Genomic DNA, 24,046 nt, shown 5'->3' with positions numbered 1-24,046 from the left:
GTAAATAAGAAACCGGGCGCCTATTTAAGAAGCAGCCCGGTTTCTTTATGTTTAGAAGTTTCAGACTAACTCTGAAACTTCTTCTTTTATGTTATGGCAGACTATTCTGCCATATATATCGCCCTGACAACAATATTTCTCTTTTGTCAGGAAATTCATTTTCATGAGAATATGGCAGTGAGTTAATTCTATGTTTAAATATATCAATATATGCCACGATTGCTAACTATCAACTATTATTTAATCTAAAACATTTTAGATAATTGTTGTGTATAAATAATATTGTCGGGAAAAATGTGAAAGTGTAAAATTTTTCTGTGCAAATTCCCTTGAATGATTAGAAGATATTCCAGGAAAAGAAATAAAATAATCATAAACTTTCGTTAATAGCAAAAATAATAAGTCGTTTTTGCATTGTTTTAAAAAAGTATTGATTAGAAATCAACATCAAAATATATAATAATATACTTACAAGTTAGAAAAAAATATATAAAATGACGAGAAAAGCTTTGACAGAAATCATAGGAGGTTAAAAAGATGGAAAAGAATAAATCGGCCATACCCAAGATTAAAAATAAGGGTACCTTAAAAACTGCTTTTAAGAGGGACTGGCAATTATATCTGTTGCTTTTGTTACCGTTGTTAATGGTAATTATTTTTAATTATGCAGCTTATCCAGGTTTGCGGATGGTTTTCATGGATTATAAACCAGCTAAAGGGTACGCAGGCAGTGAGTGGGTCGGATTTGAGACTTTTATCAAAATTTTTAAGGATGCGGATTTCATAAGAGCACTTCGAAATTCCATATCGTTTAACCTCTTGGATCTTTTAGTGAGTTTCCCAGTGCCAATTATTCTGGCATTAATGCTAAATGAATTAAGATTTCCAAAATTTAAGAGAATATCACAGACGATACTTTACCTTCCCCATTTCTTATCCTGGGTAATTATCGGAAGTGTAGCTTATACAATGTTCAGACCCAGTACTGGTCTCGTAAATGTAGTAATGCAGAATATGGGACTCATCCAGGAAGGAATACCATTCCTGACTGAAAAGTGGAATTGGGCAGTTACTTACCTGATGATTGGTGTCTGGTATGGAATGGGCTGGGGTACCATTATCTATCTTGCTGCCATATCCGGTGTCAGCGGTGAATTATATGAAGCTGCTATGATTGACGGTGCCGGAAGATGGAAAAGAATGTGGCATATAACACTGCCGGGTATTAAAGGCACGGTTGTAACTTTATTAATCATGAACTTAGGACGTATCATGGGAAGTAATTTTGAACGTCTTGACGTATTCGGTAATTCACAGGTTCGAGAATTTCAATACCAGCTTGCGATTTACATATATGAAAAAGGTCTTGGCGGCGGTAAATTCAGTCAGTCAACGGCGGTGGGTCTGTTCCAGTCCCTGGTAGGTCTTATGCTGGTACTATTGGCAGATAAAGTAGCCAAGAAGCTTGGTGAAGACGGATTAATTTAGGAGGAAAGTATGATGTCTAAGAAAAAAGAAAAGTCAATGCATAAAGAAGAAGGACACTCTGACGGCAGCAGGGCAATCAATAAATTCAGAGTAAGTGATGCAGTGATTATGTTCGTACTGGTTATCCTATGTGCAACCTGTATTCTGCCGTTTTTACATCTTGCATCAAAGTCGATTTCAGAAAACTCTTTTGTATTAGCAAAGCAGGTTTATCTATGGCCAAAAGGATTTAATATAGACGCATATGCATCCATTTTCCGTGATGGTTCCATGGTATATTCCATGATATATAGTATTTTTGTAACAGCTTTGTTTACTCTTCTTGGTATGATCTGCTGTATCTGTGCAGCCTATCCGCTGTCCAAGAAAAGATTAAAGGGAAGAACCTTCTTTACCTTCCTGCTTATGTTTCCTATGTATTTCAGTGCAGGTCTGATTCCTTCCTACCTGCTTATGAAAGATTTGAATATGCTTAATACCATGTGGGTTCTGATTCTGCCCCTGATATATTCACCTTACAATATGCTTATTATGAAAACCTACTTCCAGTCAAATATTCCTGACAGTTTAGAGGAATCTGCTTTCCTGGATGGCGCAACTAATTTTCAGATATTAGGAAGAATCGTTATTCCCTTATCCAAACCGATTTTGGCTACCTTGTCTCTCTTCTATGCAGTAGGACGCTGGAATCAGTATGCGGATAATAAATTCTATATCAAAACAGAAACATTAAAACTTATCCAATACAAGCTGTATCAGATGGTAGCGTCAGCCACAGAGGCACAGACAACGACCCTTTCTGAAGCGGCAGCGGTAACAAGTACGCCTGAGGTACTTCAGGCAGCAGCTATTATGTTTGTAACGATACCAATTATTTGTATCTATCCGTTTTTACAGAAGTACTTTGTAAAAGGTGTTATGGTTGGTGCGGTAAAAGGCTGATAAGACTAATAAATGATTGATTAGTTTATTGGGGATATGAATTCTGTGACCGGCTCATGAGCGGTTCGCAGATTTATATATACATTTTCTAAATAAAGAAGGAGGAATTATTGTGAAAAAACTTAACAAAGTTGTGGCTTTAATGCTTGCAGCTACTATGATATTCGGTTCACTGGCAGGCTGCAGTAAGTCAAATGACAAAAATGGGGAGACAGTAAACCAGACAACACCTACCACAGAAGCAACTGGCAGTGAAGGTGAAGGAACTACCGATGTAGCTGGTATTGAGGGTTATACTGCATTTGCAGAAAATGTTACATTAAAGATACCCGTATACGACAGAGGTGTAGAGGGTGTACCTACTGTAAACGATAACTATTGGACAAAATGGATTCAAGAGAACTTTGGTGACAAATACAATGTAACAGTTGAATATGTACCTATCACACGTACTGATGTTATGACAGATTATGCTTTATTAGCTTCATCTGAGGAACTTCCTACAATCTTAATGGAGTATGATTATCCTAAGACATCACAGTGGGCAAATGAAGGTTACTTAACAACCTTCAGCATGGACGATTTTGCAAAGGTAGCTCCTAATTACTACAACAGAATGGTAGAAAGTGATCAGCTTGCTTACTCCTCCATGAACGGAGAGACCTATTTTGCTTTAGGTGCAAGACCTTATTATGATACGAACTACTCCTTCCAGACTTTCGTTCGTATGGACTGGTTGAAACAGGTTGGATACGATCATGTTCCTTTAACTCGCGCTGAGTATGTAGATGCTATGACAAAGATCAAAGAAGCTGGCCTTGCAAAGAATCCTAAGGGTGGCGCTATGATTACAGGTGTTGGTTCTGATCAGAACTATGCATTTAGAACATATCCTCAGAATGAAGAAGAATGGGCAAAATTAGGGGATGTAAATATTCCTCAGCTTGGTTCAGATGCAAACTATAAATTACTTCAGAGAGAAAATGAAGACTATAATTTAGGCTTTACAAATCCTGAATACTACATTATAGATACAGAAACAGACAAATCAAACTTTATTAACGGATCCTCTTATTCCTATGGCGGCTATATTTCTACAAACATGGATTGGTTAAAATCCTTCTATGAGCAGAATCCTGGTGCTGAACTGGCTGTCGCTCCTATGGGTGTAGTTGATGAAGCAGGCGGTACTGTTCCTGCATACCGTACAAACAATCCCTTTGGTATGATCGTTGGATTCTCCTCAACTGCATCTGCAGATGAGATTAAAGCAGCTTGGATGTATATGGAATGGATGAGCCAGGAAGATGTACTTTTCACAATGCAGTGGGGTATAGAAGGCGAGAATTACACTGTTGATACAACAACAAATCTTCCTGTATCTGTTGCAGATTATGCAGGAGACAAGAAACAGGGTTACAATAACAGTGTTGACTACTGGTGTATCGTAACTGCAACGAAAAATGCCGGTACCATTGAAGATATCATTAAGACCTCCGCTCCTCAGGGATTACCTCAGGATTTCACACAGGATATCATTAATGTATACTATCAGCAGAAAGAGTTGGCAGAGTCAGGTTATGGTATCTTGGATGTAATCTTCTCAGTACCCATTGAAGCAGAAACTGAATTCAGCGGAGTTTTACAGGAGAAATACAAAGAGTACCGCGATAAGCTTACCATGTGTAAACCAGAAGAGTTCGATGCTCTTTATAAGAAATATGCAGAAGAGTATTTAAAAGCCGGATATGAAGAAGTAATGAACCAGAGATTACAGGCTTATCAGGATGGTAACAGTACAAAATTACCTGACAATCAGAAATAATAACAAATAGATTACTTTTGAGGGACACAGCCTTGCTTCCTGCAAGGCTGTGTCCCTCTTTTGTCAACCACAGGCTGCTCTAAAATAACCGCTGTAAATTGGAATTGAACAGCAGATGATATCAGTTTAACGACATTTTAACCGGGGATGGTGAACTTAGGTCAGACAGTAAAATTTCAGCCTAGGTCAGACAGTAAAATTTCAGCTCACTGGTATTTCCTTTATAAATATGGTAATATATAAAATATTACCATATCGATTTGGAGGATCTGAATGACCGAATTTCTTTTAAAACATTTTGTGAAAGATTATAAGAATACCAGCAATGCAAAAGTACGGGGAGCTTATAGCATGCTTTCCGGCTATATTGGGGTAATCTGCAATATATTTCTGTTTCTAATTAAATTAATCGGTGGATTTGTGATAAACAGTATATCTGTCACGGCAGATGCTTTTAATAATTTATCTGATGCAGCTTCCGCCATCGTTACCCTTGTAGGGACGAAGCTTTCACAGAAACCTGCAGATAAGGAGCATCCCTTCGGACATGGCAGGTCAGAATATATTGCTGCTTTTATAGTTGCCTTCCTGGTATTACAGGTGGGATTAACCTGTCTAAAAAGCGCATTCGGGAAAATATTAAAGCCTGAATCTGTATTATTTCACATGGGTATTCTGATTTTATTGGTAGTCTCGGTGCTTATAAAACTCTGGTTGGCATTTTTTAATCAGAAGATGGCAAAAAAGATTAATTCCTCTGTACTGAAAGCCACAGGGACAGATGCCTTTGGGGATGTTTTAATAACCACGGTTACCATAATATCAATATTGATAGGCAAATTTACAGGTTTAAAAATTGATGGCTGGATGGGTACCATCGTTTCATTGGTAGTATTATGGGCTGGTTTTAATATAGCAAAAGAAACCCTGGAACCCCTGCTTGGAGAGGCTATCGATAAAGAAACCTATGACAGGATAACAAAGAAAGTGGAAAGTTATAAAGGAATCCTGGGTTGTCATGACCTGATAATTCATAATTACGGACCTTCTCATATAATGGCAACGATTCATGTGGAAGTTGAGTCGAAAGAAAATCTGGAAGGCGTACATGAAATCATTGATAAGATTGAACGCGATATCTTAAGAGAAATGGAGATTTTTATTGTAATTCACGTGGATCCTGTAAATCTGGAGGATGAAGAGAGCCAGACAAGGAAAATGGAAGTAATTGCAGTAATCAAAGAAATTGAACCGGATCTTTCCATACATGATTTCCGTATTATAGACGAACAGGACAAATTGAAACTGATCTTTGACATGGTATTGCCCTATTCATATGGGGAAAAAGAGAAAGAGCAACTACTTCATAAGATTGAAGAAACCCTAAAATCCATCAACGAAAACTATGAACTTGTTATCACCATAGACAACAGTTTTATAGGTGAATAGACTTGTAATTATGTACCCCAGGGGTAACCCCTGGGGTATTTTGTAGCCTTTGCCTTCCAAATTCTGTGTGTTGACCCTCTTTGTGTGTTATGTTAATCTTATTAAGCAACTTACTTGTGAACAACAATTAGGAGGGCAAAAATATATGAAAAGATTTTTCATATCAACAATTCTTATAGTAACTCTGATGATGGTATCCATATTAACACCGGACTTTAATATAAATAATGCCAGTAGTCCCAAGGAAGCCTCTGCGGCAGTCGTTAATCCCATCAAATCATTAACTCCCACATTAAAAGCAGTTTCCAGAACTGCAACTACAGTAACCTTGACAGCAGGAAATGTTAGTAAAGCGACAGGCTATCAGATATACAGGGCGGCCAGTGCAAATGGAACTTATAAATATATCGGCAAAACAACGAATGGAACTTACAAAGACTCCGGTCTTACTTCAACTGCTGGCTACTATTATAAAGCGAAGGCTTACAAGAAGATCAGCGGTGAGAATTACTATAGCAAAACTTCTTCAGCTTTGGCGGTATCCCCTACCCTAAGAAAACCAGTAGCTATTACAGCAAGCAGTAAAACAGACAAAGTGGTAGCAGTAGCCTGGTCAGGTATAAGCGGAGCACAGAAATATAATGTTTACCGTGCTGCTTCACAGAACGGAAGTTATAAATATGTAGCTACTACAAATGGTACAAGCTATACGGACAAAGCTCTGACCGCTGGAAAAACCTATTATTATAAAGTTCGAGGAATCAAGACTTTAAAGAATGTAAAATATTATAGTGTTTATTCAGATATCGCATCAGCTAAAGTAAAGGAAAGTACTGTTACCGCAACACCTACACCAACAGGTACATCTGATGATACCAATTATGACAGCAGCTTTGCCAGCCAGGTACTAAAGCTTGTGAATGAAGAACGTGCAAAGGTAGGAGCTTCTCCTCTTTCTATATCACAGGAACTTGTTGCGCCAGCTAACAAACGTGCAAAAGAAATCAAACAGTCCTTCTCTCATACCAGACCTGATGGAACAGCTTGGAGCACTGTTCTTACAGAGTATAATGTAAGTGTAAATGCTGCTGGAGAGAATATTGCTTATGGCTATAATACACCAGAGAAAGTAATGAATGCCTGGATGAATTCTTCTGGACACAGAGCTAATATCTTAAGTACTAATTTTAGTCATATCGGTATTGGTGTATATGAAGTAAGCGGTACCGTATATTGCACACAGCTATTTTCCGATTAATAACCCTATAATGTTTATTTTGTTATCTCAAAAACTGACAGCATAGCAGGAATACCAGAGGTGAATGAAACCTGCTTTCCATAGGCTGATGCTTAAAATAGCCTCTGATCAAAGGGAATGGTCAGAGGCTATTTGTCTTATAAGAAATCAGGTTCTTTTAATTATCGTACAGCGACTCCTTCCAGACTAAGCAAGGGTCATGATCTGTATATCTGCAGGACCAAGTTCAGCAGTAATAACACCGAAATCCGTAGCCACGGAAGTAACCTGAGCTGAATCACTGTTATTAATTAAGCATAAAGTCTTGCTGGCAGGGAAATAAGTACATTCGGTATTCTTGTTATCTGAAATATAAGTATCTTTATCCGTTCCTTTCATCAAAGAAAGGAGGAGATTAAGCAGAAGTTTGTTGTTTTCCCTGCTGATGGAGAAGGAGGAGAGATATAAGCCATTACCTTCACCAAATTGATAAGTAGTAAGCAGAGGATTACCATCCTGCGCTTTCAATACCTTCGCTTTACCATCTGTCAGATATAAACCATCTTTGGACTTAAGGAATGCATTGTCTGGCCAGAGTGCAGATGCTTCTTCCGTAAAGGTCCATTTGCCATGGCAGATTCTGGCACCGGTATCCTTATCAATACCCAGCAGATGAGAGAGACGGAAGAAGGTATCATATCCTTCTGTTGCGGAAGGTTCATTTACACCAATAAAGGAACCGCCCTCATATACCCACCTGGTAATTAACTCAACGACTACGTTATCTTTCCAGGCATCGCCGCCGCTCCAGGCAGAACCGGCAGAACCAGCATTGATTATCACATCGTAATTTTGTAAAGCACCTTTTTTTACATCCTCAAAATCAATAAAGTCAACAGCAAAAGGGAAACCGGATAAGGCTTCGTTGATATGTATCAAATCATGGACATGTGTCTCGTGAAAGTGTCCTGACAAGGTCCAAGAGCGTAAGTGTCCCCAGCTATGAAGCACTGCAATACGAAGGTTTTTGACCAAAGGAGTTCCTTCGCTATGAAGTTTCTTTATGGTACGGAATTCACCAGCAACTTTTTCAATGTAATCTACAAAATCCGGGAAGGGTTCAACTAAATGCAGATATCCCCCAAGACCGATACGGTCAATTGGTGCACGCAGAAGTGCGCGGCGGATATTAATCCAGAATTTTTCAGCTTCCTTTGTTGGTTCTCCGCCTTCCATAAAGGTAGGTGTTCCGTTTAAGCCTACGGGGAAGAGATAAGGATGAAGACGCAGTTCGTGTACCGGAACCTTTACATCAGAGCACAATCTGGATTCATAACCGGAAAAGACACATTTAATGATACCATCAAAACCGAATTCTTCAAAACGTTTGCTGTAAGGCTCCAAACCAATCCAGCTGTCGTCGTAGAAGACATAAGCAAGCTTCCCATAAGAATGAACGATATCAATTAATTTTTTCCCAAAGCTGATAACGAAATCATGAATGTATTCCATCCAGTCTTTTTTCTCTTTGGTTCCTGGTATATGTGTAACCATATGCTTGCCCATATTGATAAAATCTTCAGAGGTCAGGGAGTATCCGTATTTTTCTCTGAAACCATCCAAGGCCTTAGGACTTACGGTAAAATCATAAGAACCCCAGTCAGAGAAAAGATAAGGATTCTGTTTACTGCTGCCCCAAATCCATGCAAAATTATAGAAAAGGGAAGTAAAACGCACTACATTGGTGGTTGGATGTTCCTTGCACCAGTTTATGAGCCAGTCGGTAAGGTAGTTTTGTACCTCTTCGTGAACAGGATCTATCTGCAGCAGATGCTCTTTGTTCCAGTTATTTGTAGTGTGATTATACATGGAGATTTCCTCCCAGATTCGGAAGGCAAGGAAATTCACAGTGTATTTATGCATTGGTTTTATATTGGTAATAACAACGGAATCTGAACCGGACTCATAATACCATTGTTCCCTTGGTACTTCCTTATTCTCTGTACGGTCAAAGACCTGCCAGTATCTTAAGGAATCCACCTGGCTGTTAATTTGAAACTGCTCCTTAAAATAATCTTTCATTAGACAGATAGTCAGACTGTCGGTTGTAGCGACCACAGGTGCAGTCATAAGAAAGCTCTGCTGAAGTTTATCTTTATTTTCGCTGGCCCATTGGTTGTGATCTCTGATGATACAGATCGTGGAGTAGATATCGTAGCCAGCATCTGTAATTTTAGGGGAAAGAACAGTTCCGTCACTGTCACGAATAACATCAGCTCCCCATTTCTCTGCCAGTTGCAATGTAAGATCTTCAAAGCCTGCTTCGCCGGGAAGAGTAAAGCTGCCCCAATTGTCTGAATTTTTCATAGTAACCTCTTTCCTGCATATAAACTTGGGTTCAATATGCGTTATTTCAGTATAAGTTGATATAAATTCTAATTGTTTATAATGGTGCAAAGTAAATTCCTAAACACAACTTTTTCAGTCAGTATATATGTTTACGTGATGTCAAAGTAAAGAGGTGAAAAACCAGGCACCGAAATAAGCAGAACGGTAACTCAACTTACATAGCATTATAATTTCGAACTTTTACTTAAAATCAATGTCCTTTGTTTCCAGCATATCTGCAAAAAAAGCCAGTGCAAGCCCCTGTCCCCAACCCTGCATCCAGGACTTGGGAATATTAAGGTAGCCCGCTTTATCTTTCATGACAGCAGTTCCACCGGAAACATTTAATACACGTCCATCTTCTGAAATATTTTCAAGAATTCCATAATAAGCCTTATCAATATATTTTGTATGCAAAGGGTTATTGTTGTTGATCATAGCCGCTGCAATACCACAGGAAGCAGACACTTCTTCATAGGCTTCCTCTACATCCAGTACAGTCCTCCATAAACCGTTCTCTGTCTGAAGAGATTTAAGAACGGCCAGCTGATCTCTTAAAGCACATTCAATTTCCATGCAGGGAGGATAAAGATACCATTCTTTCAACTCTCTCTTCACCCTTGACATGGTGTAAGCGGCCCAGGCATTGGCACGTCCCCAATAGAAGCCTGACATATGGCTGTTAGCCACGTGACTGTAACCGTGATACCAGAGACCGGTAGAAGGATCCTGAAGAAATTTGATATGCCAGTAATACTGGTTTAACGCATCATCAATAAAGTCCTGGCGATTTAACATGTTTCCTGCGCGAAGAAGGAAAAAAGCAGCCATAAATAAGGTATCTGCCCACGCCTGTTCGGGGAAATCGTTATTTTGAGATACGGTATGCTGCAATACATTCTCACCGAAACGAAGAGCATGTTTGGTTAGATATTCTGCTTTGCTTAATATGATATCAAGATATTTCTGCTCCTGTGTTTCTTTGTACAGAGTCAGCATGGTATGTCCCATGGCGCAGGTGTTAACTGTCCAGGCAGGAAGACCAAGCTCTATATACTCATCTGTCCAGCGGATGAGCATATCCAAATACTCTTTTTTGCCGGTAGCTTCATAAGCTCTGCAAACACCATAATAAGCAACGCCGCAGGGCCAATCCCAGGTTAAATCCATGGACATGGTCTTATGAACGATACTGTCCATTCTATTTAGAAGTTCTTCTTTGTCATATACCGGTTTCATTAATTTTCAGCTCCTTATAGATTTTCTGATAGTTATAATGCTTCTAAGGATATCTTAGTCGAGATATCTGTATCTGTCTAATCATTCACCATATAAAACTATGCAAAATCAATCATAATATCAAATGAATATGGCCAATTAAGATAAAATTATCAATAAAATTTGAGAAATAGACGAAAAAATATGGAAATAATGAGCATAATGCACAAAAATAATCACCCAATTCAGCGGAATTTGATTGATGAATATGATTATTTATGATATAATGAAAGCGTAGAGAGGAATTTGGAGCTTGCTCCGAAATTCCGACCGGAGCAACAAGAACATGAACATGCATTTTGTTCATGTTATAATGAAAGCGTAGAGAGGAATTTGGAGCTTGCTCCGAAATTCCGACCTGAGCAACAAGAACATGAACACGTTTTATACACATCTGTCCCCAGGCCATAAATTATCTATCAGGATTATTATAGAAAGGATGCAGCTTATGCCGAGAAAGAAGAGATCGATCGTTGAATACCGCCACTACAATTTGCCACTAAGTTTCCCTATATTGCTATTGTCCGGCGAACGTTGGAGAATATCAGAGGTGAAAAGCTCTAACCTGCATTTCCATAATTGTCTTGAAATTGGTATTTGTCTGGCGGAAAGCGGAATTATAGATATTGAAGGTGTTCCCCATACCTTCAAAGAAGGAGATGTAACCTGTATACCAAGGCACATCCCCCATACCACCTTTAGTTCTCCGGGAGAAGAGAGCCTTTGGGTATATATCTTTGTAGATCCGGAAGAACTTTTCAGAGATATGTTCAGAGATTCCGTAGAAAATTTTGAAAGTCCCATGTCGCCTATCAGGCATTACAAATATATTATGAATAAGCAGGAATATCCCAAGGTGTATTTTCTGGCAAAGACAATCGCGGATGAGTTAAAGGAGCAGAAATTCAACTACCAGGCAAGTGTCAAGGGACTGATGCTTTCACTGTATACTGAACTTCTGCGTATTCACAGTGCTGAGAATCAGAATACTGCTAAGAATAAGCCAAAAGACGAAAGTGTTGTAATTATTGCGGATGCCATAAATTTTATACACAGAAATTATATGCAGCCAATAACAATAGAAGATTTAGCCGATATGTGCCATTTGAGTGTAAGCCATTTCAGAAGAACCTTTCACTCCATAATGGGTGCAGCACCCCTGGATTTCTTAAACAGTACAAGAATTGATGAAGCCTGCAGACTTCTTAGAAGTACAGAGGACAGTATCTTAAGTATATCAGGTCAGGTTGGCTTTCATTCCATCTCAAGTTTTAACCGATGTTTTACAAAGCTTACCGGTTCGTCTCCCAGAGTGTGGAGAAACACCACGCTGCAATCGGAAGCCAAATCCTCAAAGGCAACCATTCTGGAATTTACCGGGTGGATGTAAAATAAAAAACAGTCATAGCAGCAAGGAGTTATGCAGTACACAGATTATAGATTATCTGTTATGTATATACTCCCAATAGCTGAAATGGCTGTTTTTCGTTTTCTGCTATTTTATATCAGATTTTTTGAAGGCCCAGATTCCCAGCACGGTGGTTCCTGCTAATACTACGAGGCCAACGATAGCTGACCTTAAATAGTCTGATCCGGTGGCTGCATCTGAAGCGTAGAAAGAGATGTTGTTTAACAAACTGTATTCTGTGAATTTAATTTTGCTTTTAACAACATATTGGAGTAAGGTGAAAATCAAACGTTCTGCCATGAGAGCGTAAATAATATTTATTGCAATGACTCCGCCAAGATTTTTTACAACCATAGAAAGCATCAGAAATAAGGAAGTAACACTTGCATATAAGAGCATTTCTATACCAAGTGTCTTAAACATCCAGATTACATAATCACCGGAAAAATCACCCAGATTACCGGTCACAATTGTTGCACTGATCGTTCCCACTAATAGAACGGCAGCAATGAATATATAAGAGGCAACTATCATAGTAATCAGTTTGGAAAGGTATATGTAAACCTTTGAGTACCCTTTTGATACTACATTTTTCATAGTTCCATGGCTGAATTCTGCGGTTACGAATATGCCTACAACAATCCCAATCAGCATAATAAGATCACTGCCGAATAAAGCACTCATACCGTAGTCAATTCCGCTTGAGGGATCAGTAATTACCATAGTGGGATCTGAGTTCTGCATAAGATATAACACCACGATACCCAGGATAAAGAGACAGGCCTCCACGGCCATGCAAATATAAAAGGACTTGCTTTTAAACAAACGATAAAAATCAGAACGCAATAAATTAGACATAGTAACTCCCATCTGTGTACCTACTGTACACGGAGCAAATCAGTAAGTATAGAGTAATAGTCTCTGATTTGCTATACTTTGATCTGTAATTGATAAATTGTTATTGGTAATGAAAGAGAGAGCAGTTCATAACCTTCTAAACATAACTTTTCTCAGTACTCTCCATTAGCTGCATAAAATATGCTTCTAAATCCTGACCGACAATTGAACTGGAATTAACAGTTATACCATTTTTGGCAAGTTCAGTATTAATGGCACCCGCCTTTTCCAGATTCTTGGATACCCGTATCGTATGCTCATCCAAGACCTTAACGGCGTCTTTCTCTAGCATTCCGGTGATTATATTTACTGCTTCATCGGTTTTATCAACCTTTATTTCCAGTTCTCCTAAACAGCGCTGTTCCAGCTCTTCATTGGTAAACTCTGTTACCATAACTCCATTATTAATGACACCATAACGGTTAGCTATCCTGGAAAGCTCTCCAAGAATATGGCTGGAGATGAGTATAGTAATCTTTCTTTCCCTGTTCAAATGAAGGATCAGCTCACGGATTTCTTTGATGCCGGTAGGGTCAAGTCCGTTAATCGGCTCATCTAACATTAAAAATTCCGGATCGCCAAGCAAAGAGATACCTATGGCAAGCCGTTGTTTCATACCCAGGGAAAAGTTCTTTGCTTTCTTCTTACCGGTATCAGATAAACCTACAAGGTTTAACATCTCAGGTATTTTTGCTGCGGGGTCAAGCCCTAGCAATCTGCAATAATAATGAAGATTCTGCTTTGCAGTCATTTGAGGGAAGACTGCTGGATTCTCTATCATTGTGCCTGTCTTTCTTCTTTGTGTATCTAAATCATCACTTTCAAATAACTGAATTGATCCTTTGCTGGGACGGGCAAGACCAGCTACCATTCGAATAAATGTAGTTTTACCGGCACCGTTTCGGCCGATAAATCCATAAATATCACCTTTATAAACGTTGAGATTCAGACCACTTACTGCGGTTCTTTTACCAAACACCTTTGTGAGGTCTTTTGTTTGCAGTACATATTCCATTTTGATATCCTCCTGCTTTTTCTGTTGAAATTTTACAACAATACATATATTACCATACAAGAATTAAAAACACATTAGAAAAACCTAAAATTATCCTTTTATTTTCTATTGCGCTTCTGACGGATTGGTGCTACACTAACTTAAAGTGGTATGACCAATATACCAATTTGATTGACGGAGTAGAAAGGCAGGATGATGTTATGAAGTATCTTAGACAGTTGCTGATTATTTTAGGTATCTATTTTGCGGGGCAGGTAATACAGGAGATATTTCATTTGCCGGTACCAGGTTCTGTGATAGGTATAATGATATTGTTTTTTGCATTGCATACCGGAATTCTTAAGGTTCACATGATAGAAGAGGTCTGCGACTTTTTGCTATCACATATGGCGTTTCTTTTTGTTCCTGCAAGTGTTGGGCTGATGACTTCCTTTGGCCTGATAAGGGGAAAGCTGGCAGGCTTTCTGGCAGTTATTGTAATTTCAACGGGGGTTATCTGGATTGTAACCGCGCACATAGCAAAGCTGCTCAGAAAGGAAGCTATCAATGAGTGAAATTATTAAGTCGCCTTTATTTGGAGTTATTCTGTCACTGGCTGCATATGAAGTAGCCAGCCTGATTCAGAAGAAGACCAGATTATCCATATGTAATCCGCTATTGCTTGCGATGCTGCTGGTAATATTAGTTCTTACGAGTTTCAATATATCCTATGAGGATTATAGTAAGGGGGGACAGCTCATCTCTTTTTTCCTGTACCCGGCCACGGTAGCCTTGGCATTACCAATCTATCGTAAATTTCATTTGTTAAAAGCAAATGCACTGCCTATTGTTGTCAGTATTTTAAGCGGTAATGTATTAGGTATCAGCTGTATTATCCTTTTGTCAAAGGTTTTTGGCCTTTCTGAGGTATTGACTAAATCATTGATTCCAAAATCTATTACGACACCGATTGGTATGGAGGTGTCAAGCCAGATTGGAGGAATTCCAGCTGTTACAGTAGTTGCAATTATATTGACTGGAATATTGGGAGCAGTCATCGGTCCATTTCTTGCTAAGTTATTTAAAATGAAGGACCCTGTGTCTGTGGGAATTGCTATGGGGGTTTCTTCTCATGCATTGGGAACGGCAAGGGCTATGGAACTTGGAGAGATTGAAGGCGCTATGAGCGGGTTAACAATGGCGTTGTCTGGTATTGTTACGGTTGTTCTAGCTCCTGTTATATGGAAGTTATTCTTAATTTTTCTATAGGTATGGGGATAGTTGGTTTGGTTTGGTAGAAAGGGGACGGCAAATTGCACAAAACAGAAAAAACTCATGCTTCGATTACAAGGTATAAGAAGTCCTAATTCTCTGGATATTTTATGCTTGACATATTCTAAAACAGATAACTCGCTAACGCTCAAACAATCTGTTTTAGAATATAGCATAAAATATCCAGAGAAAAGGACTTCTAATACCTTTCCATAGGCGCATTCGTTCTTTCTGTTTTGTACAATCTGCCTGAAATCCTATTGGAACAAGACTTTTTGAGATTTGAATCAAGAAGATGAATCAAGAAGATGAATCAAGAACATGAATCAAGAAGATGAACCAAGAAGATGAATCAAGAAGATGAATCAAGAACATGAATCAAGAAGATGAACCAAGAACATGAACCAAGAACATGAACCAAGAAGATGAACCAAGAAGATGAACCAAGAAGATGAATCAAGAAGATGAACCAAGAAGATGAATCAAGAAGATGAACCAAGAAGATGAACCAAGAAGATGAATCAAGAAGATGAACCAAGAAGATGAACCAAGAACATGAATCAAGAAGATGAATCATGAGCATGGATCAAGAACATGAATTAGAAACACAATTTAACAACATGATTTAGAGCGTATTTTAAGAGAGGCATTTGAGTATGTGGTTGGAAAGTATGTTTTTAAATAAGGATTTCTAAGAGAATAAACATATTGGACATTTTTGTGAATAATTGCAAGCATACCAATATTTAAATAATTAGAAACAGTTAAATCTTTTTATATAGGATATGAATACATTATTTAAGTTTTAGAGAAGTACTTTGGGGATTATATCGGAAGGAGAAGGTGATGTTTGAAGCGATAAAAAACACAAAAGTTTTTGATCAGGTTATCGGGCAGATCAAAGAGCTTATAAGACAAGGGGATTTAAAGTGTGGGGATAAGCTGCCTTCCGAGAGAGAGATGTGTGAACAGCTAAAGGTCAGCAGGACTTCCATAAGAGAAGCCTTGCGTGCCCTTGAGATGCTGGGTATTATGGAAGCCAGACAGGGAGGAGGCAATTATATCAAAGAGCAGTTTGAGGACAGCTTCTTTGAGCCTCTGTCCCTGACTTTTCTCCTTCATGGCAGCAATATCGATGAGGTGATTAAATTTCGTCAGATGATGGAGCCTCAGGCAGCTGGAGAGGCTGCGCTCAGAAGAAGTGAGGAACAATTGGAGGAAATGAAGAGATTGCTTTGTGAGCTGAAAACTTCGGAGAATGAAAGCGTGAGTGCAGCCATTGACAAACAATTGCATTATAAGGTAATAGAAGCATCAGGAAACAAACTGGTATGCTACACTATGTATGCAGTCTCAGCTTTGGTAGAAGAGTATATCATTAATACCCGCAGCATCATGTTTAAAAATCCTGAGAATAAAAGCTTACTTTATAAGCAGCATGAAAATATCATCCATGCAATTGAACAGCAGGATAGCGTAGAAGCCATAAAGGCAATGTCAGAGCACTTGTTAAGCACATATAACTGAACCTGTACGAAATAGATGAATATGAGAAAGGCAAGAGTGATAATATGAAAAAAGCAGTATTCTTAAACTATGAAAAAGTAGACTATGACAAAAAATTAGATTTTTGCAAATTAAAAAAAGCAGCAGAAATCACTTTTTTTGAGAAATCAGCACCGGAGGAAATCTGTAAAAAGGCAGAGGGAAGTCATATATTAATTACAAAAGAGCTGCCCTTGGGAAAGGAGATCATTGAAAACCTTCCTTCAACTGTGGAACTGATATGTGAGGCTGGTACCGGTTATAATAATATAGATCTGGAAGCTGCTAAGAAGAAAAACATAGCTGTATGTAACATTTCTGCTTATAGTTCCAAAGCTGTCGCACAGCTTACCTTTACCTTTATTCTATCCTTAAGCTCTTCGCTGACCGCGCAGCAGAACATGCTGAAAGAGAATAGGTATGATAATTTTACGAAGTATATGATGCTGAATCACAGTGAAGTAGCCGGTAAGACCCTGGGGGTAATCGGAGCTGGGAAGATTGCGGGAGAAGTAATTAAGACAGCTGTTTTCTTTGGAATGAAGGTATTGGTGTTCAGTAGAACACCGAAAGACTTTCAGGAGGAAAATGTGAGCTTTGTCTCTCTGACGGAACTGCTCACAAATAGTGATTTTGTAACGATACATTGTCCCTTAAATGAGGACACCAGATATTTGATGGATCAGGAGAAGCTTGCACTAATGAAACCTTCGGCTTACCTTATCAATACTTCCAGAGGAGCGATTATCAAAGAAAAGGACCTTGTGGTGGCACTTAAGAACAGAGTAATTGCCGGAGCAGCGCTGGATGTACTCGAACAGGAGCCAGGCACTTCGGATAATCCGCTTTTTCAGCTATCTAATTGTATCCTGACACCTCATATAGGCTGGCAGTGCATTGAGACCAGACAACGGCTAATTGATATGCTTGCTGAGAATATACAGGCCTTCCTGGAAGGAAAGCCTGTTAACAAGGTAAATTAAATAGAATATTTTTTACCCTTCTCTATTTAGATCACCAGTTTTTTCTTCGTCTCACAGGCATATATATCAGATACTGAATTATGAGTAATTTACGTAATGCTAATCACGCAAAGTGAGGTATTGAGAACGATCGTGAGTTTACAGACTCTAGTATAATTTAAAGGATTTTACCACAGCATCGAGTTCAGTAGCATTGCGTCGATTACTTTCTACCATCTTTCTGGTGTCGGAGGTTAGTGAGACGATATCGGTATCCCTTGCGGCTACATCGCTGACACCGGCAGAGGAATCCTCTACCATGTTATTGATTTCACCTACAGAAGTGCTAATATTCTTAAGTTCTTCTTTTAACAGGTCAATTCCTCCGTGTATGGATTCCAGAGCCTCATTGATATCTTTGGCATTATGACTGTATTCTTTACTGGTCTCCAGGAAATCCGTATAGTCAGTAAGAACATAATCCTCCAGAAAGGAAAGGGAGTGGTTTAGACTCTCTGTCAACGCTTTTACCGCCTGATTAACCTCTGCAGTTATGGCATTAATACTGTTAACAGTACCTGCAGACTGATCTGCCAGAGAGCCTATCTCTCCGGCTACAACGGAAAAACCTCTGCCAGCTTCTCCTGCTCTGGCGGCTTCGATAGAAGCATTTAACGCAAGCAGTGTAGTCTGATCTGCAATTTCTTTTATAACATTGGTTAATGAGTTAATTTTATTTACTGCCTCAGCCTGCTTGATAGCCAGAGAGGTATCGGATTTTACTTGTTCATAGATTTCTCTGGTTCTGAAAACCGCATCTTCTGTTGCAGCCTTCAGATTTGTAGCACGGTCAATTAAATGAGAAGATTTCGCGATTCCATCATTTGCTTTGGAATAAATTGACTCGGAGTGATGCTCAATATTAGTGATGTTATTGCAGATAAGTGTTGTGGTTGCGGCGGTCTCCTCCATACTGGCTGACAATTCCTGAGCTGTAGCACTGTTGTCGGAGGCATAGTCATTTACGGATAGGGTTATCCTGTTAAGTCCATCTGCCGTAGTCAGCATATTATCCGAAGCCAGACCGATCTTTTCTATCATTCCTCTAAGGCTGATTCTCATACTTTCAATAGCCCTTCCCATTTCACCGGTTTCATCTTTGTTGTCAAGAATAGATTGGAAGGCAGTGTCATCAGTAAAATCAAGTCCTGCGGTTTTGTTGATGTAACCTGTAAGTTTCTTTATGGGGCCTGAAATACTTCCGGCAAACAGGTAGGTTAACAGGCTGAGTATTATTGTAAGTATCAGAGTAATACCCAATGAAGTAACGGTTGCTTTTTGTAAGGGAGCCATGATCTCTGCTTCTTCTACGGCAAGAACGAGAATCCAACGGCTGTTTTGGAGGATACTATAGGAAGCGAAGGTACTCTTGCCATCATAAGTATAAGTAAGTGTACCTGTCTCAGAGATATTGCCGGACTGGATGTCCTTGGTCAGTGTAGTGATTGAATCTATATTCAGATTAGTGCCGACTACTTCGTCATCAGGATAATAAACAGCGTTTCCATCGGTATCTAAAAGATATGCATATGCTGTATCCATACCGGATAAAGTAATATCAGCTAACAGGTTGTTAAATTCTGTAACCTTAACTGTAACTGTGATATAACCAATAATTTCTGCCTCTGATTGACTGGTGTCATTCTTGCTGTTCTGGTTATTATCAGCCATAGGTGTTTCTGTTTTTATCTCGGTTGAGGGAACAGCCGCAGCATCGCCCTCATGCTGCATGCCTTCCGGTCCCTGGCTGAATTCCACGTTACGAAAAGGAATGATAAAGGTAACAAGCGGTGTACTTTCTGTATCAGAAACAAAAACATTGCTCTGAGAGCTTGTACCACTGGCAAGGGTATTTTGAAAGTAGGTTTCGTCAGAAATACTTGTGCCGTTTAAGGAAGCATCGGTACTATATAGAATGGTACCTCCTGTATTTACAAGACTTATTCCTGTACGATATGTATCCATATTCATAAACATATTAACATAGTTCTCGATGCTTTCCGTATCAGTGGTACCTGAGGATTGCAGCAGTGCTTTGATTTCCTGGGACTGCATCAGAAATTGAGCAGAGTTACCGATAGAGCTTACGGACTCGCTGATATTCTTATTGTAAGAGTCTGCCAGATTCTTCATTGTTAGCCTGGTATTATCTGTAATCGTATTTTTTGAGACCCTGTTAATAGCCGTAAAATTCACTGCAGATGCAATTATGATAAAGAAAGCACACAGCAGAGAAATCTTTACTTTAATTGAGAGAGTATGGTATCTTTTCTCTCTGGATTTGTTGTTATCTTTCATTCAACCACCTGTTACGCCAGGGCATGGTTTTTATCAGGATGCCCTTTTTGTCCCTTTCTGTCTGAAAATATATAATAGTGGAAAAAGAATAACAGATGATTATGTAACTAATATGTACAAGTTGTGAAAAAAGAGTGAAACAAAAGAGTAAAAGGAACTTAAATAGACAACTGCTGAAATGAATAAACCTACCTAGACAGGATATTCATTTCAGCCAGAGGAACCCTCTTATCAGGGTGAAAAAAAATTTTTTAACGGAACAGGGCCTTCAAGTGGAGTACGTTCAACATACAAAGTACGATCAGGTCTTGTTTTCACAGACCATTTAACCAGGGTAATGGATTGATTTTCAATCTCAATGGAGGTAATACATCTGGGATGAACACAGCTGCCATCATTGAAATACAAGGGTTCGCCTACAGCAGGGAAGGAAGGTCTGTGAGTATGACCTGCAATCAGCATTTTGTTGTGTTTTTTTGTCCAATTAATAAGATGATTTTCAACCTTTTCCTTCTTATTGTAATTTTTTGAGGCACTGGTCGGATCTTTTACTCCAATAAGTTCAAAGGGTCTCCATAAATAACGCACCAGGAATCGGGCAAGGCGCCATAAGGTATCATTAAAGTAATCGGCCTGATGTCCGTGTACCAGTAAAATTTTGTGGTTTGTATTGGCTATTCGAAGAACGAGAGCTTCCCTGATACGGATATCCGGCAGCAAAGCAACCTGCTTCTTTAAGCTTTCATCATAAAAGGTGTTAAAGTGTTCTCTGGCAAAGGACGGGTTTCTTTTTACAATATCATGATTACCATAAAGCATATATAAACGCTTACTTTCATAGAATTTGGACATCAGCCAGAATGCATAGCTGTGAGTAGATATTATATCCTCTTCCGATCTGTTTTCCCAAAGCTCATCCCCATCCCCTAATTCAATATAAATGAAGTTCTTATCATAATAATAAGACAGAGCGGCAAAATACAGATTCTGGTTGTTAAACAGATTATCACCCCAGTTACCGATTCCTCTGTGGCAGTCACTGATAAGCACAATCTTGGTATTTTTCTTTAGTACCAGTTCTTCTGCATTTAAATAAGCATCAGTCAGTTTCTTATCCACAGACAAATATAACACCTCCCATCCCAGCCGTATATATTACTGTTTATGCTCTTTTGCACTAAGAGCTGCAGCTTTGCTTTCAGCGTTATATTGCTGCAGGCGTTTATAATCCTTAAAGATATCCGGTGTATTTCTGATATTGAGTATCTTGTTATACATTTTAGGGGCTTCATTTTTAACCAATATGAATTTATCCAGAGGATCTCCAATACGTTTCGTTGCTTCATTATATGCATAACAATTCCGTTTATTGTTGGTTTGCATAATGAAATCCATAACGGCATTTCTTGTAAGCGGCTGTTTGGAACGGGGTTTATCAAATACGAAACCTACTGTATTGCCTGAATAGTCTATTTCATTTCTTTTATAGCCGGTTTTTACTAAGGCTTCAATAAAGATATCCCGCATTTCCTTGTTCTTCAGCGTTAACTGGGCATGCATAACCAGATCTTCCGGCTCAGAAAACTCACCAAGACGGAAACCGGTCAGCCACCAATGAAGGTCGCTGCGATAAAAAAGAACTTTGTCTTTCTTAATAAGTGTAAAAGCCAGAGGCATACGCTCTTCATCAGAAGCACATTCGAAGAAAGGTCCGTAAAAAAGACCCGGAATGTCAACATAAGGTACAGTGGTATTATAAATACCGATTTCACAGCCTGTAGTCATACCATACTGACCTTTCCAGAATTCAATCATCCACTTCTTACCTTCATAATCAAAATATATTGGTTCACAGTCTATTATCATGCTAAAGGCAGCACAGCCTTCATCATAAAGTCTGCAGTAACCGCATTCACGCTGCCAGCAATTCATCAGGGAATAGAACATATTCTGAGGACGGTAATATGCAAAGCCGAAAGGGGCCAGCTCCTTGTTGAGATCAATAAGTTTATTGGCCTGGGCATCAGCGAGGAGTAGCCCCAGCTCAGTCTCTGTTTCGAAACTGGCGGCGCTGACCTTAGGAAGGGATAAGGATTCTTTTACTTCGTTCTTTAAAGTTTTTTTCTTTATAAATAATCTGCTGAAAGATGGATAATACTTTCTATCAAGTTTCTTCATAAAAGGACTCCTTCCGATTATATTTAAGTTGAATTTAACAAACGAATTCCAGATAGTTAGAGACAACTCTTTTTTAAGGCAAAAATTCAACTTATATCGTAAAAATATGCATAATATAGAGAATATGCTATATTATCATATTCCGAAGGTGGGCAGGGTGTTAATGAAATATTTTGTGATAATAATAACAATTATTAGTTGCAAAATTAACAAAGTTGGATTACAATGAGGCTGTAAGTTAGATTAGCATCTCTGCGGCAGAAGAGACAAGAAAAGTGCCGTATTAAAATTAAATAAATAAATTATCCTCGGGAGGTAACATTATGAGTAAGATAGTGGTAGTAGGAGCAAATCATGCTGGAACAGCTGCGCTTAATACAATACTTGATAATTTTAAAGGCAATGAAGTAACAGCTTTTGATTCCAATTCCAATATAAGTTTCTTAGGCTGTGGAATGGCTTTATGGATTGGAAAACAAATTAGCGGACCAGAAGGATTGTTCTATTCCAATAAAGAGAAGCTAGAAAATAAAGGGGCTAGAATCTTCATGGAGACGCCCGTGGAGTCTATTGATTATGAGAACAAAGTCGTTCATGCAAAAGGTGAAGACGGTACAGAATATCATGAAAGCTATGATAAACTAATATTGGCTACCGGTTCAGTGCCTATTGTTCCTAATATTGAAGGCATTCATTTAAAGAATGTACAATTGGTCAAACTGTACCAGAATGCAGAAGAGGTAATTGAGAAATTAAAAGACGAAACGGTGAAAGAGGTTGTGGTTGTTGGTGCAGGATATATAGGAGTTGAACTTGCAGAAGCCTTCGTTCGCTGCGGCAAGGAAGTAACCTTGGTGGATTGTGCAGAAACCTGCCTGTCCGGATATTATGATAAAGATTTCACAGACATTATGAGAGAAAACCTTAAAAAACACGGGGTTAAGGTTGCTTTTGAAGAAACAGTACAAAGAATTGAAGGCAAAGAGAAGGTTGAAAAGGTAATCACTGATAAATCCGAATATAAAGCAGATATGGTTATTATGGCAATAGGTTTCAAGCCAAATACAGCACTTGGAAACTCAAAGCTTGCATTGTTCAAAAATGGTGCTTTTCTGGTAGATAAACACCAGGAAACCAGTGTGAAAGGAGTTTATGCCGTAGGTGATTGTGCTACCGTTTATGATAATTCCATACAGGAGGTTAATTACATTGCACTTGCCTCTAATGCGGTTAGATCAGGTATAGTTGCCGGAAATAACAGCTGCGGTAAAGAACTGGAGTCAGGTGGTGTTCAAGGCTCTAATGGTATCAGCATCTGGGGCGTTAATATGCTCTCTACAGGACTTACCCTGGCGAAAGCGGAGAAGCTTGGACTGAATGCAGCTGCAGTTGATTATGAGGATTACCAGAAGCCTGGATTTATGGAGGAGAATAATCATAAGGTTAAGATTAAGATTGTCTATGATAAGAAATCCAGAGTAGTATTAGGAGCGCAGATGACTTCCGAGTATGATATATCCATGGGACTTCATATGTTTTCTCTGGCTATTCAAGAAAAGGTGACCATTGATAAGTTAAAACTGGTTGATTTATTTTTCCTTCCGCATTTTAACCAGCCCTACAGCTATATAGCTTTAGCTGCACAGCAGGCGTGATATTAGTTTCCAGAGTAAAAATTTAAGCTTGTAATTATAGTAATAATGCAAATAAATTCAGTATTAATTGAATTAATATCTTAGTAAGTACACCCTAAATATTAGAGTATCAGAAGGTTTTGATTTTCCTTGTCCACACATAGAAAAGCTCGTAGCTTTCAGTGTGGTAA

At 38.8% G+C, this 24,046-nt stretch carries 18 protein-coding genes; 11 read left to right on the top strand and 7 right to left on the bottom strand.

Translation table 11 applies throughout. From position 1 onward, the window contains the following. The first annotated feature begins 537 nt into the window (after positions 1-537). From R2R35_RS09495 to R2R35_RS09475, 5 genes are all read left to right on the top strand, one after another. Positions 538-1,488 carry an ABC transporter permease gene (locus R2R35_RS09495; RefSeq protein WP_033164621.1) on the top strand — a complete coding sequence of 317 codons (951 nt, stop codon included), beginning with the start codon at positions 538-540 and terminating at the stop codon, positions 1,486-1,488. 9 nt (positions 1,489-1,497) lie between these two features. Beyond that, positions 1,498-2,430, top strand: a complete 933-nt coding sequence (locus tag R2R35_RS09490; RefSeq protein WP_317734274.1) for a carbohydrate ABC transporter permease — start codon at positions 1,498-1,500, stop codon at positions 2,428-2,430. Between the two features lie 112 nt (positions 2,431-2,542). Continuing rightward, positions 2,543-4,255, top strand: a complete 1,713-nt coding sequence (locus R2R35_RS09485) for a sugar ABC transporter substrate-binding protein (RefSeq protein ID WP_317734273.1) — start codon at positions 2,543-2,545, stop codon at positions 4,253-4,255. A gap of 273 nt (positions 4,256-4,528) precedes the next feature. Next, positions 4,529-5,704 carry a cation diffusion facilitator family transporter gene (locus R2R35_RS09480; protein WP_317734272.1) on the top strand — a complete coding sequence of 392 codons (1,176 nt, stop codon included), beginning with the start codon at positions 4,529-4,531 and terminating at the stop codon, positions 5,702-5,704. 145 nt (positions 5,705-5,849) lie between these two features. Further along, a complete protein-coding gene (locus tag R2R35_RS09475; RefSeq protein ID WP_317734271.1) occupies positions 5,850-6,962 on the top strand; it encodes a CAP domain-containing protein in 1,113 nt (370 codons plus the stop codon). Between the two features lie 186 nt (positions 6,963-7,148). On the opposite strand, the gene gnpA is transcribed toward R2R35_RS09475, so the two are convergent. Both gnpA and R2R35_RS09465 read right to left on the bottom strand, forming a co-directional pair. Continuing rightward, on the bottom strand, positions 7,149-9,308 hold the full coding sequence (gene gnpA, locus R2R35_RS09470) for a 1,3-beta-galactosyl-N-acetylhexosamine phosphorylase (RefSeq protein ID WP_317734269.1): 2,160 nt from the start codon (positions 9,306-9,308) through the stop codon (positions 7,149-7,151). Between the two features lie 222 nt (positions 9,309-9,530). After that, the gene (locus R2R35_RS09465; RefSeq protein WP_317734267.1) at positions 9,531-10,568 is read right to left on the bottom strand and encodes a glycoside hydrolase family 88/105 protein; all 1,038 of its coding nucleotides are present in this window, start codon (positions 10,566-10,568) and stop codon (positions 9,531-9,533) included. 487 nt (positions 10,569-11,055) lie between these two features. On the opposite strand from R2R35_RS09465, the gene R2R35_RS09460 reads away from it, so the two are divergent. Continuing rightward, on the top strand, positions 11,056-11,997 hold the full coding sequence (locus R2R35_RS09460) for an AraC family transcriptional regulator (protein WP_317734265.1): 942 nt from the start codon (positions 11,056-11,058) through the stop codon (positions 11,995-11,997). 105 nt (positions 11,998-12,102) lie between these two features. Here R2R35_RS09460 and R2R35_RS09455 read toward each other — a convergent pair whose 3' ends face one another. Then, positions 12,103-12,873: an ABC transporter permease gene (locus R2R35_RS09455; protein WP_317734263.1), complete on the bottom strand. Its 771-nt coding sequence runs from the start codon at positions 12,871-12,873 to the stop codon at positions 12,103-12,105. 136 nt (positions 12,874-13,009) lie between these two features. Continuing rightward, entirely contained in the window at positions 13,010-13,927 is a 918-nt protein-coding gene (locus tag R2R35_RS09450) for an ATP-binding cassette domain-containing protein (RefSeq protein WP_317734262.1), read from the bottom strand. 200 nt (positions 13,928-14,127) lie between these two features. Between R2R35_RS09450 and R2R35_RS09445 the strand changes: the two genes are divergently transcribed. The 4 genes from R2R35_RS09445 to R2R35_RS09430 all read left to right on the top strand — a co-directional run bounded on the left by R2R35_RS09445 (position 14,128) and on the right by R2R35_RS09430 (position 17,706). Further along, positions 14,128-14,481 (top strand): CidA/LrgA family protein, encoded by a 354-nt coding sequence (locus R2R35_RS09445; RefSeq protein WP_317734260.1) that lies wholly within the window; start codon positions 14,128-14,130, stop codon positions 14,479-14,481. Next, entirely contained in the window at positions 14,474-15,175 is a 702-nt protein-coding gene (locus tag R2R35_RS09440) for an LrgB family protein (protein ID WP_317734258.1), read from the top strand. The genes R2R35_RS09445 and R2R35_RS09440 overlap by 8 nt, the downstream gene beginning before the upstream one ends. Positions 15,176-16,024: 849 nt before the next feature. Beyond that, on the top strand, positions 16,025-16,705 hold the full coding sequence (locus R2R35_RS09435) for a FadR/GntR family transcriptional regulator (protein WP_317734256.1): 681 nt from the start codon (positions 16,025-16,027) through the stop codon (positions 16,703-16,705). Positions 16,706-16,749: 44 nt separating this feature from the next. After that, complete coding sequence (locus R2R35_RS09430; protein WP_317734255.1) at positions 16,750-17,706, top strand: 2-hydroxyacid dehydrogenase; 957 nt, start codon at positions 16,750-16,752, stop codon at positions 17,704-17,706. A 147-nt stretch (positions 17,707-17,853) separates the two neighbouring features. Here R2R35_RS09430 and R2R35_RS09425 read toward each other — a convergent pair whose 3' ends face one another. The 3 genes from R2R35_RS09425 to R2R35_RS09415 all read right to left on the bottom strand — a co-directional run bounded on the left by R2R35_RS09425 (position 17,854) and on the right by R2R35_RS09415 (position 22,221). Then, complete coding sequence (locus R2R35_RS09425; protein ID WP_317734254.1) at positions 17,854-20,043, bottom strand: methyl-accepting chemotaxis protein; 2,190 nt, start codon at positions 20,041-20,043, stop codon at positions 17,854-17,856. A 231-nt stretch (positions 20,044-20,274) separates the two neighbouring features. After that, positions 20,275-21,162, bottom strand: coding sequence for a metallophosphoesterase (locus R2R35_RS09420; RefSeq protein WP_317734775.1), 888 nt, complete (start codon positions 21,160-21,162; stop codon positions 20,275-20,277). A 36-nt stretch (positions 21,163-21,198) separates the two neighbouring features. Continuing rightward, positions 21,199-22,221 (bottom strand): DUF4474 domain-containing protein, encoded by a 1,023-nt coding sequence (locus tag R2R35_RS09415; RefSeq protein WP_317734253.1) that lies wholly within the window; start codon positions 22,219-22,221, stop codon positions 21,199-21,201. Between the two features lie 320 nt (positions 22,222-22,541). Here R2R35_RS09415 and nox point away from each other — a divergent pair, with 320 nt between their 5' ends. Then, positions 22,542-23,876: a H2O-forming NADH oxidase gene (gene nox / locus R2R35_RS09410; protein WP_317734774.1), complete on the top strand. Its 1,335-nt coding sequence runs from the start codon at positions 22,542-22,544 to the stop codon at positions 23,874-23,876. Positions 23,877-24,046 lie beyond the last annotated feature (170 nt).

Source organism: Anaerocolumna sp. AGMB13020 (assembly GCF_033100115.1).
Taxonomy (GTDB): Bacteria; Bacillota; Clostridia; order Lachnospirales; family Lachnospiraceae; genus Anaerocolumna.
Note: the sequence above shows the minus strand (reverse complement) of the source record. Positions and strands in the feature narration are given on the sequence as shown.

Excerpts from the sequence above, each read along its gene's own strand:
- R2R35_RS09450 (WP_317734262.1), bottom strand. The coding sequence starts at position 13,927 with ATGGAATATGTACTGCAAACAAAAGACCTCACAAAGGTGTTTGGTAAA.
- R2R35_RS09460 (WP_317734265.1), top strand. The coding sequence starts at position 11,056 with ATGCCGAGAAAGAAGAGATCGATCGTTGAATACCGCCACTACAATTTG.
- R2R35_RS09475 (WP_317734271.1), top strand. The coding sequence starts at position 5,850 with ATGAAAAGATTTTTCATATCAACAATTCTTATAGTAACTCTGATGATG.
- R2R35_RS09490 (WP_317734274.1), top strand. The coding sequence starts at position 1,498 with ATGATGTCTAAGAAAAAAGAAAAGTCAATGCATAAAGAAGAAGGACAC.
- gnpA (WP_317734269.1), bottom strand. The coding sequence starts at position 9,308 with ATGAAAAATTCAGACAATTGGGGCAGCTTTACTCTTCCCGGCGAAGCA.
- R2R35_RS09415 (WP_317734253.1), bottom strand. The coding sequence starts at position 22,221 with ATGAAGAAACTTGATAGAAAGTATTATCCATCTTTCAGCAGATTATTT.
- R2R35_RS09465 (WP_317734267.1), bottom strand. The coding sequence starts at position 10,568 with ATGAAACCGGTATATGACAAAGAAGAACTTCTAAATAGAATGGACAGT.
- R2R35_RS09440 (WP_317734258.1), top strand. The coding sequence starts at position 14,474 with ATGAGTGAAATTATTAAGTCGCCTTTATTTGGAGTTATTCTGTCACTG.
- R2R35_RS09495 (WP_033164621.1), top strand. The coding sequence starts at position 538 with ATGGAAAAGAATAAATCGGCCATACCCAAGATTAAAAATAAGGGTACC.
- R2R35_RS09435 (WP_317734256.1), top strand. The coding sequence starts at position 16,025 with ATGTTTGAAGCGATAAAAAACACAAAAGTTTTTGATCAGGTTATCGGG.
- R2R35_RS09430 (WP_317734255.1), top strand. The coding sequence starts at position 16,750 with ATGAAAAAAGCAGTATTCTTAAACTATGAAAAAGTAGACTATGACAAA.
- R2R35_RS09480 (WP_317734272.1), top strand. The coding sequence starts at position 4,529 with ATGACCGAATTTCTTTTAAAACATTTTGTGAAAGATTATAAGAATACC.
- R2R35_RS09425 (WP_317734254.1), bottom strand. The coding sequence starts at position 20,043 with ATGAAAGATAACAACAAATCCAGAGAGAAAAGATACCATACTCTCTCA.
- R2R35_RS09445 (WP_317734260.1), top strand. The coding sequence starts at position 14,128 with ATGAAGTATCTTAGACAGTTGCTGATTATTTTAGGTATCTATTTTGCG.
- R2R35_RS09455 (WP_317734263.1), bottom strand. The coding sequence starts at position 12,873 with ATGTCTAATTTATTGCGTTCTGATTTTTATCGTTTGTTTAAAAGCAAG.